Genomic DNA, 14,331 nt, shown 5'->3' on the forward strand with positions numbered 1-14,331 from the left:
GGCCGAGCCCGCCGATCAACTGGTCGGCGCCGGCGCCGCCGACCAGCGTGTCATTAAGCGTCGCCCCGTCGAGCTTGTCGTTGCCGGCACCGCCGCGCAGGACGTTGTCGAGGTTGGAGCCGGTCAGGGTGTCGGCGAAGGCGCTGCCCTGGAGATTCTCGATCTGCTGCAGCGTGTCGCCGGCCGCGTCGCCGCCGCTGTTGACGGCGCCGAAGACGAGGCTGACCGTCACCCCGGCCGCGCTGTCGCTGTAGGTGGCGGTGTCGATGCCGGAGCTGCCGTCCAGCACATCCGCCCCGGCGCCGCCATGCAGGCGGTCGTCGGAAGAGTTGCCCCGCAGCGTGTCGCTTCCGGCAAGGCCTGACAGCATATCATTGCCGCCACCACCATCCAGGAGATTGGCGACGGCGGTCCCGATCAGCGTGTCGGCGTTGCCGGTGCCGCGGACATTCTCGATGCCGGAAATCGTGTCACCGGTGCCGTCGCCGCCCGCGATCGCGTTGGCGGTCAGGTTCACCGCCACCCCGGCCGAGGCGGCGCCGAACTGCATCGTGTCGATGCCGGCCCCGCCGATCAGGATATCGCCGCCGGCGCCACCGTTGAGCAGGTCGTCGCCGTCGCCACCTTCCAGCCTGTCGTTGCCGAAATCGCCGTCCAGTGTGTCATCCCCGGCCAGGCCCAGGAGCGTGTCGTTGCCATTCAGGCCGAAGAGCTGGTTGGCCACCGCCGAGCCGGTCAGGATATCACCGCCGGCGCTGCCCTGGATGTCCTCGATGTCGCCCAGGAGGGTGTCGCCCTGGGCCTCGCCGCCCGAGGCCTGCAGCGTCGTCAGGTTCACCGTCACGCCGACGGCGCCGTCGAACTGGACGATGTCCCGGCCGTCGCCGCCGCTGAGGCTGTCCGCCCCGGCGCCGCCGACCAGCCGGTCGTTGAGAGTGCCGCCGCGGAGGGTGTCGTTGCCGGCTTCGCCGAACAGGCCATCGCCGCCATCGCCGCCGTCGAGCGTGTCGTTGCCGGCTTCGCCATGGAGCTCGTCGACGCTGGCACCGCCATTGGCCCTGTCGTTGCCGCCGCCGGCGAAGACGATGTCGGCATTCCCCGCCGCGTCGATGACGTCGTCGCCGTTGGTGGCCTGGGCGATGTCGATGAAGGATGTGTTCGGCGGCGTGCGCCCGTCGCCGGCGACATGGATGAAGTCCCGGCCCTCCGTTCCCACGATGTTGGCCATGATCGATTCCTTGCGTTGGGTTGCGTGTCGAAGCCGGTCTACGGCATCCGCCCCGGAGCGTCTGTCACCTGGGGAACAGCGCGGTTCAGGACGGCTTGAGACCGGGCGGGCGGCGCAGATGGACGAGGTCGCCCTGCGCCAGATAGGCTGCCTCCGCCGCCGTCGAGGCGCGGCCGAGGATCGGGTTGCGATGGGGAAAGCGGCCGAAGCGCGAGATCACCTCGAGATGGGACCGCGCCTGGCTGACATGGAACCGGTACAGCGGCCGCAGCCGCTCCGGCGCCTCGGCCGCCACCAGCTCGGCCATCGCCACCAGCTGCTTCAGCCGGACCTGGTGGTCCGGCCCCTCGGCATGGGCCAGCGGCATCAGGAAGAAGATCTGTTCCCACGGCCGGCTCAGCGCGTCGTAATGGCCGTTCGCCAGCCCGTCCCGGGCGATCCGCAGGGCGGCGGCATCGCCGGCATAGGCTTCCGCACGGCCGGCGAACAGGCCGCGCGGGAACTGGTCCAGCACCAGGATCAGCGACAGCCGCCCGAGCGGCGTGGCGAGCCAGGGAGCGAGGCCGCCGGCGCGGGCGGCGGCCAGCACCGGGGCCAGCGGCATCAAAGCCGCATTGGCGCCGCCGCCGAACCACCAGCCATGCAGCCGAAGATGCGTCTCCAGATCGGCCGCGTCGAGGCCGTCCGGGAACCAGAAGTGATGGACCCTGCGCCAATCCATGGCCGTCATGTCAGAGCACGAAGTCGCCGGCGGCGAGCGCGATGGCGCCGGTCAGGGTGATGTGGAAGTCGGAGACCTTGTCGCCGTTGACGTCGCCGGCGATGGAGGTGACACCGGGTGCGGTGAAGCCGAAGCGGAGTTGCCCGGCGACGCCGGTGTAGAGGCCGGCGCCGATGAAGCTGAAGGCCTGGTTGCCGGCCGCCGTGGTGCTGGCGTCGATCAATGACAGGTCGATGCGGTCGCCCTGGGCGCGGCTGAAATCGGTGATCCGGTCGGCATTGGCCCCGACCGGGCTGTGGACCGTGCCGGCATAGAGGAAGCGGTCGGCGCCGAGGCCGCCGGTGAGGATGTCGCCGCCGCGGGCGCCATTGAGCACGTCGTTGCCGTTCCAGCCCTGCAGCACATTGGTGCCGTCGTTCCCGACCAGGCTGTCATGGCCCTGGCTGCCGGAAAGGTTCTCGATGCCGGACAGCGTATCGCCCTGGGCCTCGGCGCCGCTGCCGGCGCCGGTCAGGAGGCTGACCGCGACACCGGCCGAGCCGGTGAAATAACTGGCGGTGTCGATGCCGGTGCCGCCGTCGAGGGTATCGGCCCCGGCGCCGCCGCGGAGGACGTCGTCGCCTTCGAAGCCGCGCAGGACATTGGCGCCCCCGTCGCCGGTGATGTCGTCCCCGCCCTGGCCGCCATTGACGTTCTCGATGTTGGAATAGGTGTCGCCCTGAGCATCGCCGCGGCCGCCGTCCCCATCGTCCAGGTTGACGGTCACCGCGGCGGCGGCGCCGAAATAGGTGACGAGGTCGATGCCTTCTCTCCCGTTCATGTCATCTCCCCCAGCCCCGCCACGGAGCACGTCGTTGCCACCCTTACCGATCAAGAAATCATCGCCGCCAAGACCGCTGATGACGTCATCCCCGCTGTTCCCGTCGAGCGTGTTGGCCACGGCCGAGCCAGTCAGGGTGTCCTGCCCCCCACCACCGGCGATGTTCTCGATATCGTCGCTGAGCATGTCGCCCTGGGCTTGGCCGCCCGATGCCTCCAGCGTCGACAGGTTCACCGTCACGCCGACGGTGTCACTGAATACGATGGTGTCGATGCCGGAGCCGCCGGTGAGCCTATCCGCCCCCTCACCGCCATTCAGAGTATCATCCCCGTCGCCGCCATCCAGTGTATCATTGCCGAACCTGCCATCGAGCCTATCGTGGCTACCGCCGCCGGACAGGGAATTGTCCACGGCCGAGCCCACCAGGACGTCATCGCCGCTGCTGCCGACGATGTTCTCGATATCTCCGGCGATCACGTCGCCTTGGGCCTCGCCGTTCGAGGCGGTCAGCGTCGTCAGATTGACGAGGACCCCGATCTCGCCGAAATACCGGATCGTATCGATGCCGCCCCCACCGCTGAGATGGTCTGCACCGATACCGCCCTCGAGGGCGTCGTTGCCGGCGCCCCCATCCAGCGTATCGTCGCCGCCCAGGCCCTTGAGCGTGTCGTCGCCGGCTTGTCCGACGAGGACGTTCGCCACATCCGAGCCGTTCAGCACGTCCGCGACGGAGGTGCCGGTGACGTTCTCGACATCGTCGGCGATCTCATCATTGTCGGCCTCGCCGCCGTTGCCGAGGGAGCCCAGGACAACGGATACTCCGACCTGGCCGGCATACTCGACCGTGTCGATCCCGAGGCCGCCGCGAAGACGATCCGCTCCTTCGCCGCCGATCAGCAGGTCATTGCCGGCGCCTCCGGACAGCACGTCATCGCCGCGACCGCCCTCCAACCTGTCATCGCCGCCGAGGCCGGCGAGGGCATTGTCCGTCAGCGTGCCGCCCAGCCTGTCGGCAAACTGGGACCCGCTGACATTCTCGACGTCATCGGCGACGGAATCCAGATCGGCGTCGCCGCCGGAACCGCCGAGTGGGACGCCTATGAACACGGTCACCCCGGCGGCGCTTGCCCCATACTCGACCGTGTCGATTCCGATGCCGCCGCGCAGTGCATCCCCACCGGCACCGCCGATCAGAATGTCATCGCCGTCGCCACCGTCAAGGACATCGTTCCCGTCCTCGCCGAGGATGCGGTCGTTGCCCCCGCGCCCGAAGACGCCGTCGCTGCCGGCACCGGCCAGGATGACGTCGCGGTCCGACGTCACCGTGGCGATATCGATGAAGCCGTCCGGGATGGGCGTCCCGTCACCGGCAGCATGGATGAGGTCTCTTCCGCTGGTTCCGCTGATGGATGCCATGATGATTTTTCCTCGATCGAGATGGGAGAGATCGTCGTGGGCCCGACGACACGCCGGGGTCAGCCCGCGCCGAGGCCGAGATGGCCGGCGACGAAGTCGTTGACGGCCAGGCGCATCGGCCGGGTCCGGCCGTCCCTGTAGTGGCGCTTGAAATAGACCAGGCGCTTGCCGTGGATCGCCAGGCGCGCGGCCGCCAGCACCAGGCGGTTGGCCGCGGGATGGTCCGCCGACCAGGCGTTGATGACGATGCAGTCGCCGTCGCGAAGCTCGGGCACGTCGCCGCGGCCCTGCATCCAGGCCTCGGCGTTCGGTTCGCTGGTCGCGGCCCAGCCGAGGAAGCCGACCACCCGGCCCGCCCCGTCGATCACGAGCTGGTAGTGCCCGCGGTTGATCTGCCCGACCAGCACGCGCGACCAGTTGCCGAAGGCCAGCGCGGCGAAGGCCGGCTTGGTCATCAGATGGCTGACGGCGAGGCCCAGCGCCGCGGCCGCGCTGTGCGGCCGGGCCAGGCGCAGCCCGTGCGGCATCACCATCATCGCGGTCATCGCCGGCTCCCCGGGCTACAGCACGAAGTCGCCGGCGGCGAGCGCGATGCTGCCGGCCAGGGTGATGTGGAAGTCGGAGACCTTGTCGCCGTTGACGTCGCCGGCGATGGAGGTGACACCGGGTGCGGTGAAGCCGAAGCGGAGTTGCCCGGCGACGCCGGTGTAGAGGCCGGCGCCGATGAAGCTGAAGGCCTGGTTGCCGGCCGCCGTGGTGCTGGCGTCGATCAATGACAGGTCGATGCGGTCGCCCTGGGCGCGGCTGAAATCGGTGATCCGGTCGGCATTGGCCCCGACCGGGCTGTGGACCGTACCGGCATAGAGGAAGCGGTCGGCGCCCTGGCCGCCGGTGATGTTCTCGATCAAGGAGAAGCGGTCGCCCTCGGCGGTGCCGCCCGCGCCCTGGCCGGTGGCCATGCTGACCACCACGCCGGCCGTGCTGTCGGCATAGGAGATCGTGTCGCTGCCGCCGCCGCCTTCGAGCAGGTCGCCCCCCGCCCCGCCGGTCAGGACGTTGTCGGCCGCATTGCCGGTCAGATGGTCGCCGAAGGCGCTGCCGACCAGGTTCTCGATGCCGAACAGCGTGTCGCCCTGGGCGTCGCCGCCGGTGCCGGCACCGGCGAGCAGGCTGACCGCGACCGCCGCCGCGCTGTCGCTGTAGGTGGCGGTGTCGATGCCGGTATCCGTCTGAAGATCGCCGCCCGCCAGCAGATCCGCTCCGGCCCCTCCGCGCAGCACGTCGTTGCCGTCGAGGCCACCCAACACGTCGGCGCCGGCCATGCCGTTAAGGATGTCATTGCCGTCACGGCCGTCCAGAAAGTTCACCTCGGCCGAGCCGATCAGCGTGTCGTTGGCGTCCGAACCGATGACGTTTTCGATCGACACCAGCGTGTCGCCTTCGGCCTCGCCGCCCGAACCGGTCGCGGTCGTCAGGTTCACAACGACCCCGGCGATGCTGCGACTGTAGAAGACCTGATCGTTGCCGGCGCCGCCGTCGAGGAGGTCTGCCCCGGTTCCACCGTCCATCGCGTCGTCGCCTTCGCCGCTGATCAGTTGATCGTTGCCGGCAAGGCCATGGATAAAGTCGTTGCCCGCGAGGCCGACCAGGCGATTGCCTCCGGCCGACCCGGTCAGAGAGTCGTTGAAATTCGCCCCGGTGATGTTCTCGACGTCGGATGCGATCTGATCTTGATTGTTGGAGTCGCCGATCTCCGCCTGGACGACCCGGTTGGCCGCGCTGTAATCGACCGTATCGACGCCGGCACCGCCGCTGATCGTATCCGGTTCGTCCACATCCTGGTCGCCCGGCCTCAGCACGTCGTCGCCGGCGCCGCCCGCCAGCGTGTCGCTGCCGAGCCCGCCGTCGAGGGTGTCGTCGCCGCCGCCGCCGGCGACCAGGTCGTCGCCGTCATCGGCGAAGATCTGGTCGGCATTGTTGGTCGCCAGCGCGATGTCGGTGAAGCCGACGGGCACCAGCGTGCCGTCGCCGGCGACATGGATGACGTCGTTGTCTGCGGTTCCGTTCACGGTGGCCATGATGACTCTCTCTATGGATCAGGTCGGGTGCCGAGGATGTCCTATCAGCTTCCCCGCCGGCCCGATGTCCCCCCGGGAACAGGCCGTTGCGCGAGAAGCTGCGGGGCGGGCACGGGGCGGATCAACTCGATCAGGCGCCAGGCGTTGATCGGCAGCAGAGCCGCCTCCATCAGCATCAAGGGCGCGCTGCCGATCAGCGCGGCATAGACCAGGAAGCTGGCGCTGCTGAGGATGGCGACGATGCGCAGCGGCAGCAGCCGCCGCATCGAATAGGCCAGGATGGTGAAACCGGTCCCGGCATAGCCGAAGGCCTCGATCCAGTTCACGTGCGTCCTCCACATCATCCGATGGTTCGGATGATCTTTAGCGGGAGGCCGGGGCCGGAGGTGTCACCGGGGAAACAGGCGGTCAGGCCTCGATCAGGCCGAGCTGCAGCGCCGTGGCGACGGCTTCGCTGCGGCTGCCGGCCTTGAGCTTGCGCCGGGCCGTGGCGAGATAGGCGTTGACCGTGTGCATCGACAGGCCGAGCTGGCGGGCGATCTGCTTGCTCGAGGCACCGCGGGCGACACCGGCGAGGCAGGCGCGCTCCTGCGGCGCGACGATGTCGGGGTCGACGGCGGACGGCGGCCTGGGCTGCATCGCAGCGGCGAGCCGTTCCGCGATCTTCAGCGCCCGGCCGAGATGCGGGCCGATCTGGCGCAGCAGCCGGATCTCGGCCTCGCCCCAGTCCGGCCGGCGCCGCGTCCGCCAGATCGAGAGATGCGCCGCCAGGCCCTGCGGATCGACATCGATCCAGTAGAGGCCGCTGTGCCGGCGCTGCGGCCGCGCATAGTCGTTGTAGAACTCGGTCTGCAGGAAGACGGAGTCCGGCACCACCGCGCGGTCGACGAAAACCGCCGGCAGCCGCGGCAGGGCCGGCAGCACCGGCCAGGTGGCGTGATAATGCGCGTTGTACAGCGGCACGTGGTCGGGATCGACGCGGATGCGGACCGCCCCGTCCCGCGGCAGCGGCGCACCGGTCGGGTGCAGCGTCGCAGAGGAATCGCCGCCGAGCAGATCGGCCAGGCGGGTCAGCAGCGCCGGCCAGCTCTCGCGGCCGAGCGCGGCGTCGTAGGCCTGCGCGATCAGGGCCGAGACCGCGTCCTCGCCCGGCATCCGGTCAGCCATCGATCAGCCCCGCGGACAACGCAATGGCCACGGCCTCGCTGCGGCTGGCGGCCTTCAGCTTGCGCCTCGCCGAGGCGAGATAGGCGTTGACGGTGTGCATCGACAGACCGAGCTGCCGCGCGATCAGCTTGCTGGAGCCGCCGCGGGCGACGCCGGCTAGGCAGGCGCGTTCCTGCGGGGCCAGGAGATCGCCGTCGATGGCGGTGGACCGGCGGGCGGAGACAGCGGCCAGGCGGCGCTCGATCTTCAGCGCCTGACCGAGATGCGGCCCGATCGCGCGCAGGACCCGTATCTCCGATGGCTCCCAGACGGGCCAGCGCCGCGAACGCCATAGGGAGAGAAACCGTTGGCGGCCGCCCTCGACTGCGTCGAACCAGCAGAGGCCGCTGTACGCGTCCCGCGGACGGAGGAAATCGTTGTAGAACTCCGACCGGGTGAAGTCCCGTTCCGGGACCAGCATGTGATTGGTGACGACGGATCCGGTGCCGAGCCGGGGCATCATGGGCAGCAACGGCGAGGTCCAGTGGTAGTAGTCGTTGTACGCCTGGATGTCGGCCGGCTCGCAACCGACATGGACCGCATTCTCCGCCGATCCGCCGCTGTACAGCAGCTCCGCGCAATCGGCGCCCAGCAGAGCCCGGACCCGAGCCAACGCCGCCGACCAGTCCTCGTCGCCGAGGGCGGCGTCGTAGACCTGCCCGATCAGATGGGACATGTCGTCGCCGTCGGGCCGGGACGACGGCGGGCTCCGCGGGTCGGCGCGCCAGTGACGCGAGCCGGCCGGCCGCGGCGCCAGGACCAGGTCGCCTGCTCCCGCCAGCCTGGACGGATCCCGGCCGTCAGCCATCGATCAGCCCGCCGGACAGCGCCATGGCGACGGCCTCGCTGCGGCTCGCGGCCTTCAGCTTGCGTTTGGCCGAGGCGAGATAGGCGTTGACCGTGTGCATCGACAGGTCGAGCAGGCGGCCGATCTGCTTGCTGGATGCGCCGCGGGCGACGCCGGCGAGGCAAGCGCGTTCCTGCGGCGCCAGGACCTCGGCGGCCATGACGGCGGCCGGCCGCCGGACGACAGGGGCGAGGCGCCGCTCGATCTCAAGCGCCTGGCCGACATGCGGCCCGATCGCGCGCAGGATCCGAAGCTGATGCTCGTCCCAGGCAGGCTGCTGTCGCTGCCGCCAGAGCGTCAGATGGGCGCGACGATCGTGGTGGTCGACGTCGACCCAGACCATGGAGCCGTGCAATCCCTGCGGCCGGACGTAGTCGTTGTAGTATTCGGTCTGGATGTCGGCGGCCTCGGGCACCACCATGTGATGAATGAAGGCCGGCTCCGCCCGCAGCCGGGACAGGTCCGGAACCCGCTTGAACGTCCGGTGGTAGTGGGCGTTGTAGAGAGCGACATAGGCGGGGTCGGCGTTGTATCTGACCGCGATGTCGGGCTGTGCCGGCGAGCGCGACCGGTGCAGTGTCGCGGAAGCCCCACCAAGCATTCGGCACAATCGCCTGACGACCTCCGACCAGTCCTGGTCGCCGAGAGCGGCGTCGTAGACTTGGCCGACCAGCCGGGAGACGTCGTCCTCGCCGGACGGGGACGAGGACGGGATGCGCGGATCGGCCCGCAGGCGACCGATACCGCCCCGGGTGGTGATCGGTGGGGGGTGGCCGAGCTCAGCCATCGATCAGCCCCGCGGACAGCGCCATGGCCACGGCCTCGCTGCGGCTGGCGGCCTTCAGCTTGCGCTTGGCCGAGGCGAGATAGGCGTTGACCGTGTGCATCGACAGGCCCAACGCCCGGGCGATCCGCTTGCTCGACGCGCCATGGGCGACGCCGGCCAGGCAGGCGCGCTCCTGCGGCGCCAGCAGGCCGACGTCGCCCGCGACGGTATTGCGGACCGTGATCGCCTCGAGACGGCGCTCGATCTCGATTGCCCGGCCGAGATGCGGCCCGATCGCGCGCATGACCCGAAATTGCGACTCGTCCCAGCTGGGCCAGTGCCGCGGCCGCCAGATGGCCAGCTGGGCGTGCGGGCCGCGATGATCGGCGTCGACCCAGTTGATGCTGCCGTACTTGTCCTGCGGGCGGAGATAGTCGTTGTAGTACTCGGTCCGGAGGAAGTCCTCCTCGGGCATCAGCGTGCTGTAGTTGAACAGCGTCTGCCGGCCCAGCCGCATCAGCTTCGGCATCAGCGGCAGGGTTCCGTAGTAGTAGCTGGCGAACAGCTCGCCATAGGTGGGATCGACGTTGAACCGGGCGGCCTTGTCCGGCAGCAGCGGCAACGCCGACCGGTGCAGGGTGGCGCAGGCGCCGCCGAGGCCGCGCGACAGGCGCTCGACCACGGCCGCCCAATCCTCGTCGCCGAGCGCGGCGTCGTAGACCTGGGCGACCAGGGAAGCGATCTCGCCGGACGTCATGCCGTCAGCCATCGAGCAGCCCGCCGGACAGGGCCATGGCGACGGCCTCGCTGCGGCTGGCGGCCTTCAGCTTGCGCCTGGCCGAGGCGAGATAGGCGTTGACCGTGTGCATCGACAGCCCGAGCTGGCGGGCGATCTGCTTGCTGGAGGCGCCGCGGGCGACGCCGGCCAGGCAGGCGCGCTCCTGCGGCGCCAGGAGATCGGTCGCGGCGGGCGCGCTTCGGAACGCCCTGGATGCGGCGAGACGCCGGTGGATCTCCAGCGCCCGGGCGAGGTGAAGCCCGACCGCACCCAGAACGCGGTGCGCGACCGGCTCCCATGCCGGCTGCCACCGCTGCCGCCAGAGGCACAGATAGCTCCGCTTGCTCCCCTCGCCCGCGTCGAGCCAGTTGAGGCAGCTGTATTTCCCCTGCGGCCGGACATGGTCGTTGTAGAACTCCGACCGCGTATAGACCGCTTCCGGCACCAGCATATGGTTGGTGAAGATCGTTCCGGCCGGCAGCCGGGGGATCAATGGAGCGAGCGGCGAGATCAGGTGGTAGTGGTCGTTGAAGGGCGGGATGAAGGCCGGGTCGCAGCCGACATGGACCGGGCTTTCCGCCGGCACCCCGTATCCGATCGGGAACAGCGCCGCGGATTCGCTGCGCAGCAGGTCCCGCAGGCCGGTCACCACCGTCTCCCACGCCTCGCCGCCGATACTGGCGTCATAGACCTGGCCGACCAGCCGCAGGACATCGTCCTCGCCGGGCGGGGACGAGGGCGGGATGCGCGGATCGGCCCGCCGCCGGCCGGCGCCGCCCGGGGCGACCGTCGGCGGAGACATGCTGACCTCAGCCATCGATCAGCCCCACGGACAGCGCCATGGCGACGGCCTCGCTGCGGCTCGCGGCCTTCAGCTTGCGCCGGGTCGAGGCGAGATAGGCGTCGACCGTGTGCATCGACAGCCCGAGTTGCCGGGCGATCTGCTTGCTCGACGCGCCGCGGGCGACGCCGGCGAGGCAGGCCCGCTCCTGCGGCGCCAGAAGATCGGCCGCGGCGGCCGCGCTTCGGGGCGCCCCGGGCGCAGCCAAGCGCCGCCGGATCTCCAGCGCCCGGGCGAGGTGCAGCCCGACAGCTCCCACCACGCGGAGCGCGGCCGGCTCCCACGCCGGCTGCCACCGCTGGCGCCAGAGGCAGAGATAGCTCCGGTTGCTGCCGTCGCCCGCGTCGAGCCAGTTGAGGCTGCTGTGTTTGCCCTGCGGCCGGAGCCAGTCGTTGTAGAATTCCGACCTCGTATAGACCGCTTCCGGCACGACCATCTGGTGCGTGAAGGCTGATCTGGATGGCAGTTGGGAGACCAGCGGAGTCAAGGGCGATATCCGATGGTAGTGGTCGTAGTAGGGCCGAATGACGCGCGGGTCGTCTTCGACATGGACCGCGCCAGCCGGCACGCCGTGCCCGGCCGAAAACAGCGCCGCGGACTCGCTGCGCAGCAGATCCCGCAGGCCGGTCACCACCGTCTCCCACGCCTCGCCGCCGATGCTGGCGTCATAGACCTGGCCGACCAGCCGCAGGACGTCGTCCTCGCCGGGCGGGGACGATGCCGGGATGCGCGGATCGACCCGGCTTCGGCCGCGTCGCGGCGCCGACGCGACGGGCGCCCGGTCGGCAATGGCGGATGGGTCAGGACGATCGAGCATCGGCCCCGTCGGGTTGCGGCGCCTTCTACCTGCGCCTGGGATGGGGATCGGCATCCCCGCTACGCCAAATCATTGCGTGTGAGACGCGGTCTCAATGTTACGCCGGTCACAGCCGGGACATGCCGAAGTCCGGCAGCGTCAGACCCGGCCCGCGACGTCGACCGCGCGGACAGGGCCTCCCATGCACCGCTATGACTTGGCAGGGGGGTGCCGGACAAGCGATCATTTCTGCGTCAATGACTGAGGCGGGCTCATCCATGGAGCCGACCACGCTCTCCGGAGGCCGGCGATGAGGCGGTTGCCGCCGCTCGAATCCCTGCGCGCCTTCGAGGCGGTGGCCCGGCTCGGCAGCTTCAAGCGCGCGGCCGAGGAGCTGGCGGTCACCGCCAGCGCCGTCAGCCACCGGGTCGCCGACCTGGAGGCGGATCTCGGCGTGGCGCTGCTGGTGCGGCATGTCCGGCGCGTCGAGCTGACCTCCGAGGGCGAGGGCCTGGCCGCCGGGATGGGCCGGGCGCTGCAGGAAATCCGCCGCACCGTGGCCAGTGCCGACCGGCGGGGCCGGCCGCGCCTGCGGGTCAGCGCGATCCCGTCGCACGCCATGCGCTGGCTGGCGCCGCGGCTGCAGCGGTTCCGCGCGTTGCACCCGGAGGTCGACATCGACATCATCGCCGACCTGGCCCTGGCCGACCTGCCGCAGCGGGCAGTCGACATCGCCCTGCGCTTCGGCGGCGGCGCCTATCCGAACCTGCGCGTCGAGCGGCTGATGGCCGATGCGATCTTCCCGGTCGCCAGCCCGGACTATGTCGCCAGGCATGGGCCGGTGGCCGGGCCCGCCGACATCCTGCGCCTAGCCCGGCTGATCGACACCACCGCCCGCGACGACCAGAGCGGCGCGCATTGGCAGCATTGGTTCGAGACCAACGGGCTGCCGCTCGATACCGTGAATGACGGCATGAACCTGACCGGTTCGCTGCTGGCGCTGGAGGCGGCGGTGAACGGGCTGGGCGTCGCCATCGCCCGTAAGACGCTGGTCGAGGAGGATCTGCGGACCGGCCGCCTGCTGCGCCTGCTGGACGCCGAGATCCCGACCAACTGGAACCACTATGCCGTGACCCTGCCCACCCTCGCCGACTGGCAGCCGATCCGGCAGTTCGTCGACTGGCTGAAGGCGGAGGCCGGCGGCCCCTGACCGGCGGGGGTGACCCGGCCGGCCGCGATACCTCATTTCTAGTGTATTGAGCCGACCGGCCCGTTTGCGGACAATCTTCACATCACGGAGCGCCGGGGCGACGGAGCGAAAGCCGCCGCCGAGCCCTCCGACGGAGGGCGGAGACGCATCAGCGTCGCCGCGGAACCAATGGATCACCGGCCGGGAGCGCCGGGACGCGGGCCTTGCGGGGCCCGCGTCCCGGACCGCGCCGCCGGACGGCCAGCGCTGGAGAAGACCCGTGAATTACATGATGTCCTGGGCCTCGGCCCACCCTGCAAGCGAGCCCCGCCGTTCGGCCGGCGGCATGCCAACGACGCTGGATGCCATTCCGATGCGGCTGACCGAACGGCGCTACGACGACGGCGACACCATCTTCCTGCGCGGCGACCCGGGCGACAGCATCATGGTCGTCCTGTCCGGCCGCGTGGCGCTGCGCCTGATCTCGCGCCAGGGGCGGGAGATCCTGCTCGGCATCCTCGGCGCCGGGGAGATGTTCGGCGAGGTCTCGGCGCTGGACGGCCGCGGGCGCAGCGCCGATGCGGTGGCGCTGGGCGAATGCCGGCTGCGGATCATCGACGGGCGCGACCTGCGGCGCATGCTGAAGCAGTCGCCCGAGGCCTGCCTGCAGATGATGGAGCTGCTGACCACCCGGCTGCGCCGGACCAGCGACCAGCTCGAGGGCGTGGCGCTGCTGAACCTGCCGGCGCGGCTGGCCCGGCTGCTGCTGACCCTGAGCGAAGCGGAGGTCGGCCGGACGGCGCCGGGGCGCGCCGTGCGCCTGCCGCGGACCCTGTCGCAGCGCGACCTCGGCCTCCTGATCGGGGCCAGCCGGTCGAAGGTCAATGTCCAGATCGGCCGCTGGATCGGCGAAGGCATCCTGGGCCGCGAAGGCAGCACCCTGGTGCTGCAGGACCGCGACCGCCTGGCGGATATCGCCGAGACGGAGGAGATCTGAGAGACCATTTGGAAATGCTACTGGCGCGGCCGTCTGACGGCGGTTTCTCCGCTTCCGGTGCTCACGGACCAGTATCCGCTGCGCTCCGGTTTTCGAAACCACCGCCAGCCGACTCACGCCAGCGCATTTCCAAATGGTCTCTAAGCCGTCCCTTCCCCCGCTACTTCAGGGTTATCACCACCGCGTCGCCGCCGAGGCTGAGCATCAGGCCGGTGCGCTTGGTCTTCAGGCGCATCACCACGCCCTTGTCGTTCTTCAGCCACAGCGCGCCGCCGCTCTCCTCGCCGATGGCGAAGCCGTAGCGGCCCTGGACGTAGGCGCCTTCGAAGTCGTCGGCCTTGGCCAGGTCGTAGACCTCGCCGGTGGCCTCGACCGTCGACACGCCGATGCCGCCGACCCCCAGCCCCGACACGGTGAACGGGTAAGACTTGCCCTGGAACCGGAGGGTGCCGCTGCCAGTCTCGCCGCTGCCGATGAAGGCGGCCTGGATCTGGTGCATCTCGACGGTGCCGGCCGGAGTCTGGTTCTTGACCGTCTCGGTGGTGGTGCCGGTGCCCTGGTTCGAGCACGCGGCCAGCGCCAGGAGCGCGGCAGCGAGGACGATCCGGGAGCGGTGAGTTCTGAAGAAACCGAGTGCCATATCGTTCC

Annotated in this window: 15 protein-coding genes; 2 read left to right on the forward strand and 13 right to left on the reverse strand. The window is 70.2% G+C overall.

Annotated elements, in window-relative coordinates:
• The 12 genes from ACTOWL_RS30875 to ACTOWL_RS30930 all read right to left on the reverse strand — a co-directional run.
• Nucleotides 1–1,228: calcium-binding protein (locus tag ACTOWL_RS30875; RefSeq protein ID WP_441325123.1), on the reverse strand; the 1,228-nt coding region annotated here is incomplete at its 3' end.
• An 85-nt stretch (nucleotides 1,229–1,313) separates the two neighbouring features.
• Nucleotides 1,314–1,949: a DUF924 family protein gene (locus ACTOWL_RS30880; RefSeq protein WP_441325124.1), complete on the reverse strand. Its 636-nt coding sequence runs from the start codon at nucleotides 1,947–1,949 to the stop codon at nucleotides 1,314–1,316.
• 10 nt (nucleotides 1,950–1,959) lie between these two features.
• Nucleotides 1,960–4,185, reverse strand: a complete 2,226-nt coding sequence (locus tag ACTOWL_RS30885; protein ID WP_441325125.1) for a hypothetical protein — start codon at nucleotides 4,183–4,185, stop codon at nucleotides 1,960–1,962.
• A gap of 59 nt (nucleotides 4,186–4,244) precedes the next feature.
• Nucleotides 4,245–4,730 carry a hypothetical protein gene (locus ACTOWL_RS30890; RefSeq protein WP_441325126.1) on the reverse strand — a complete coding sequence of 162 codons (486 nt, stop codon included), beginning with the start codon at nucleotides 4,728–4,730 and terminating at the stop codon, nucleotides 4,245–4,247.
• A 15-nt stretch (nucleotides 4,731–4,745) separates the two neighbouring features.
• Nucleotides 4,746–6,263: a calcium-binding protein gene (locus ACTOWL_RS30895; RefSeq protein WP_441325127.1), complete on the reverse strand. Its 1,518-nt coding sequence runs from the start codon at nucleotides 6,261–6,263 to the stop codon at nucleotides 4,746–4,748.
• A gap of 44 nt (nucleotides 6,264–6,307) precedes the next feature.
• On the reverse strand, nucleotides 6,308–6,589 hold the full coding sequence (locus tag ACTOWL_RS30900) for a YgjV family protein (RefSeq protein ID WP_441325128.1): 282 nt from the start codon (nucleotides 6,587–6,589) through the stop codon (nucleotides 6,308–6,310).
• 82 nt (nucleotides 6,590–6,671) lie between these two features.
• Nucleotides 6,672–7,430 (reverse strand): response regulator transcription factor, encoded by a 759-nt coding sequence (locus ACTOWL_RS30905; protein WP_441325129.1) that lies wholly within the window; start codon nucleotides 7,428–7,430, stop codon nucleotides 6,672–6,674.
• Entirely contained in the window at nucleotides 7,423–8,145 is a 723-nt protein-coding gene (locus ACTOWL_RS30910; protein ID WP_441325130.1) for a response regulator transcription factor, read from the reverse strand. Before ACTOWL_RS30910 ends, ACTOWL_RS30905 begins: the two co-directional genes overlap by 8 nt.
• Before the next feature lie 124 nt (nucleotides 8,146–8,269).
• Nucleotides 8,270–9,103 carry a response regulator transcription factor gene (locus tag ACTOWL_RS30915; RefSeq protein ID WP_441325131.1) on the reverse strand — a complete coding sequence of 278 codons (834 nt, stop codon included), beginning with the start codon at nucleotides 9,101–9,103 and terminating at the stop codon, nucleotides 8,270–8,272.
• On the reverse strand, nucleotides 9,096–9,851 hold the full coding sequence (locus ACTOWL_RS30920) for a response regulator transcription factor (protein WP_441325132.1): 756 nt from the start codon (nucleotides 9,849–9,851) through the stop codon (nucleotides 9,096–9,098). The genes ACTOWL_RS30915 and ACTOWL_RS30920 overlap by 8 nt, the downstream gene beginning before the upstream one ends.
• Nucleotides 9,844–10,662: a response regulator transcription factor gene (locus ACTOWL_RS30925; RefSeq protein ID WP_441325133.1), complete on the reverse strand. Its 819-nt coding sequence runs from the start codon at nucleotides 10,660–10,662 to the stop codon at nucleotides 9,844–9,846. The genes ACTOWL_RS30920 and ACTOWL_RS30925 overlap by 8 nt, the downstream gene beginning before the upstream one ends.
• A gap of 7 nt (nucleotides 10,663–10,669) precedes the next feature.
• The gene (locus ACTOWL_RS30930) at nucleotides 10,670–11,518 is read right to left on the reverse strand and encodes a response regulator transcription factor (RefSeq protein WP_441325134.1); all 849 of its coding nucleotides are present in this window, start codon (nucleotides 11,516–11,518) and stop codon (nucleotides 10,670–10,672) included.
• 289 nt (nucleotides 11,519–11,807) lie between these two features.
• On the opposite strand from ACTOWL_RS30930, the gene ACTOWL_RS30935 reads away from it, so the two are divergent.
• Entirely contained in the window at nucleotides 11,808–12,707 is a 900-nt protein-coding gene (locus tag ACTOWL_RS30935) for a LysR substrate-binding domain-containing protein (RefSeq protein ID WP_441325135.1), read from the forward strand.
• Nucleotides 12,708–13,059: 352 nt separating this feature from the next.
• A complete protein-coding gene (locus ACTOWL_RS30940; RefSeq protein WP_441325136.1) occupies nucleotides 13,060–13,683 on the forward strand; it encodes a Crp/Fnr family transcriptional regulator in 624 nt (207 codons plus the stop codon).
• A gap of 160 nt (nucleotides 13,684–13,843) precedes the next feature.
• On the opposite strand, the gene ACTOWL_RS30945 is transcribed toward ACTOWL_RS30940, so the two are convergent.
• Entirely contained in the window at nucleotides 13,844–14,323 is a 480-nt protein-coding gene (locus ACTOWL_RS30945) for a hypothetical protein (protein WP_441325137.1), read from the reverse strand.
• Nucleotides 14,324–14,331: the final 8 nt, after the last annotated feature.

Source organism: Inquilinus sp. CA228, assembly GCF_052078665.1.
In the GTDB taxonomy this organism is placed as follows: domain Bacteria; phylum Pseudomonadota; class Alphaproteobacteria; order DSM-16000; family Inquilinaceae; genus Inquilinus.

Bases quoted from the DNA above. Each gene is read 5' to 3' on its own strand.
- ACTOWL_RS30880 (WP_441325124.1), bottom strand. From the start codon at position 1,949: ATGGATTGGCGCAGGGTCCATCACTTCTGGTTCCCGGACGGCCTCGAC.
- ACTOWL_RS30885 (WP_441325125.1), bottom strand. From the start codon at position 4,185: ATGGCATCCATCAGCGGAACCAGCGGAAGAGACCTCATCCATGCTGCC.
- ACTOWL_RS30890 (WP_441325126.1), bottom strand. From the start codon at position 4,730: ATGACCGCGATGATGGTGATGCCGCACGGGCTGCGCCTGGCCCGGCCG.
- ACTOWL_RS30895 (WP_441325127.1), bottom strand. From the start codon at position 6,263: ATGGCCACCGTGAACGGAACCGCAGACAACGACGTCATCCATGTCGCC.
- ACTOWL_RS30905 (WP_441325129.1), bottom strand. From the start codon at position 7,430: ATGGCTGACCGGATGCCGGGCGAGGACGCGGTCTCGGCCCTGATCGCG.
- ACTOWL_RS30910 (WP_441325130.1), bottom strand. From the start codon at position 8,145: ATGTCCCATCTGATCGGGCAGGTCTACGACGCCGCCCTCGGCGACGAG.
- ACTOWL_RS30915 (WP_441325131.1), bottom strand. From the start codon at position 9,103: ATGGCTGAGCTCGGCCACCCCCCACCGATCACCACCCGGGGCGGTATC.
- ACTOWL_RS30920 (WP_441325132.1), bottom strand. From the start codon at position 9,851: ATGGCTGACGGCATGACGTCCGGCGAGATCGCTTCCCTGGTCGCCCAG.
- ACTOWL_RS30925 (WP_441325133.1), bottom strand. From the start codon at position 10,662: ATGTCTCCGCCGACGGTCGCCCCGGGCGGCGCCGGCCGGCGGCGGGCC.
- ACTOWL_RS30930 (WP_441325134.1), bottom strand. From the start codon at position 11,518: ATGCTCGATCGTCCTGACCCATCCGCCATTGCCGACCGGGCGCCCGTC.
- ACTOWL_RS30935 (WP_441325135.1), top strand. From the start codon at position 11,808: ATGAGGCGGTTGCCGCCGCTCGAATCCCTGCGCGCCTTCGAGGCGGTG.
- ACTOWL_RS30940 (WP_441325136.1), top strand. From the start codon at position 13,060: ATGCGGCTGACCGAACGGCGCTACGACGACGGCGACACCATCTTCCTG.
- ACTOWL_RS30945 (WP_441325137.1), bottom strand. From the start codon at position 14,323: ATGGCACTCGGTTTCTTCAGAACTCACCGCTCCCGGATCGTCCTCGCT.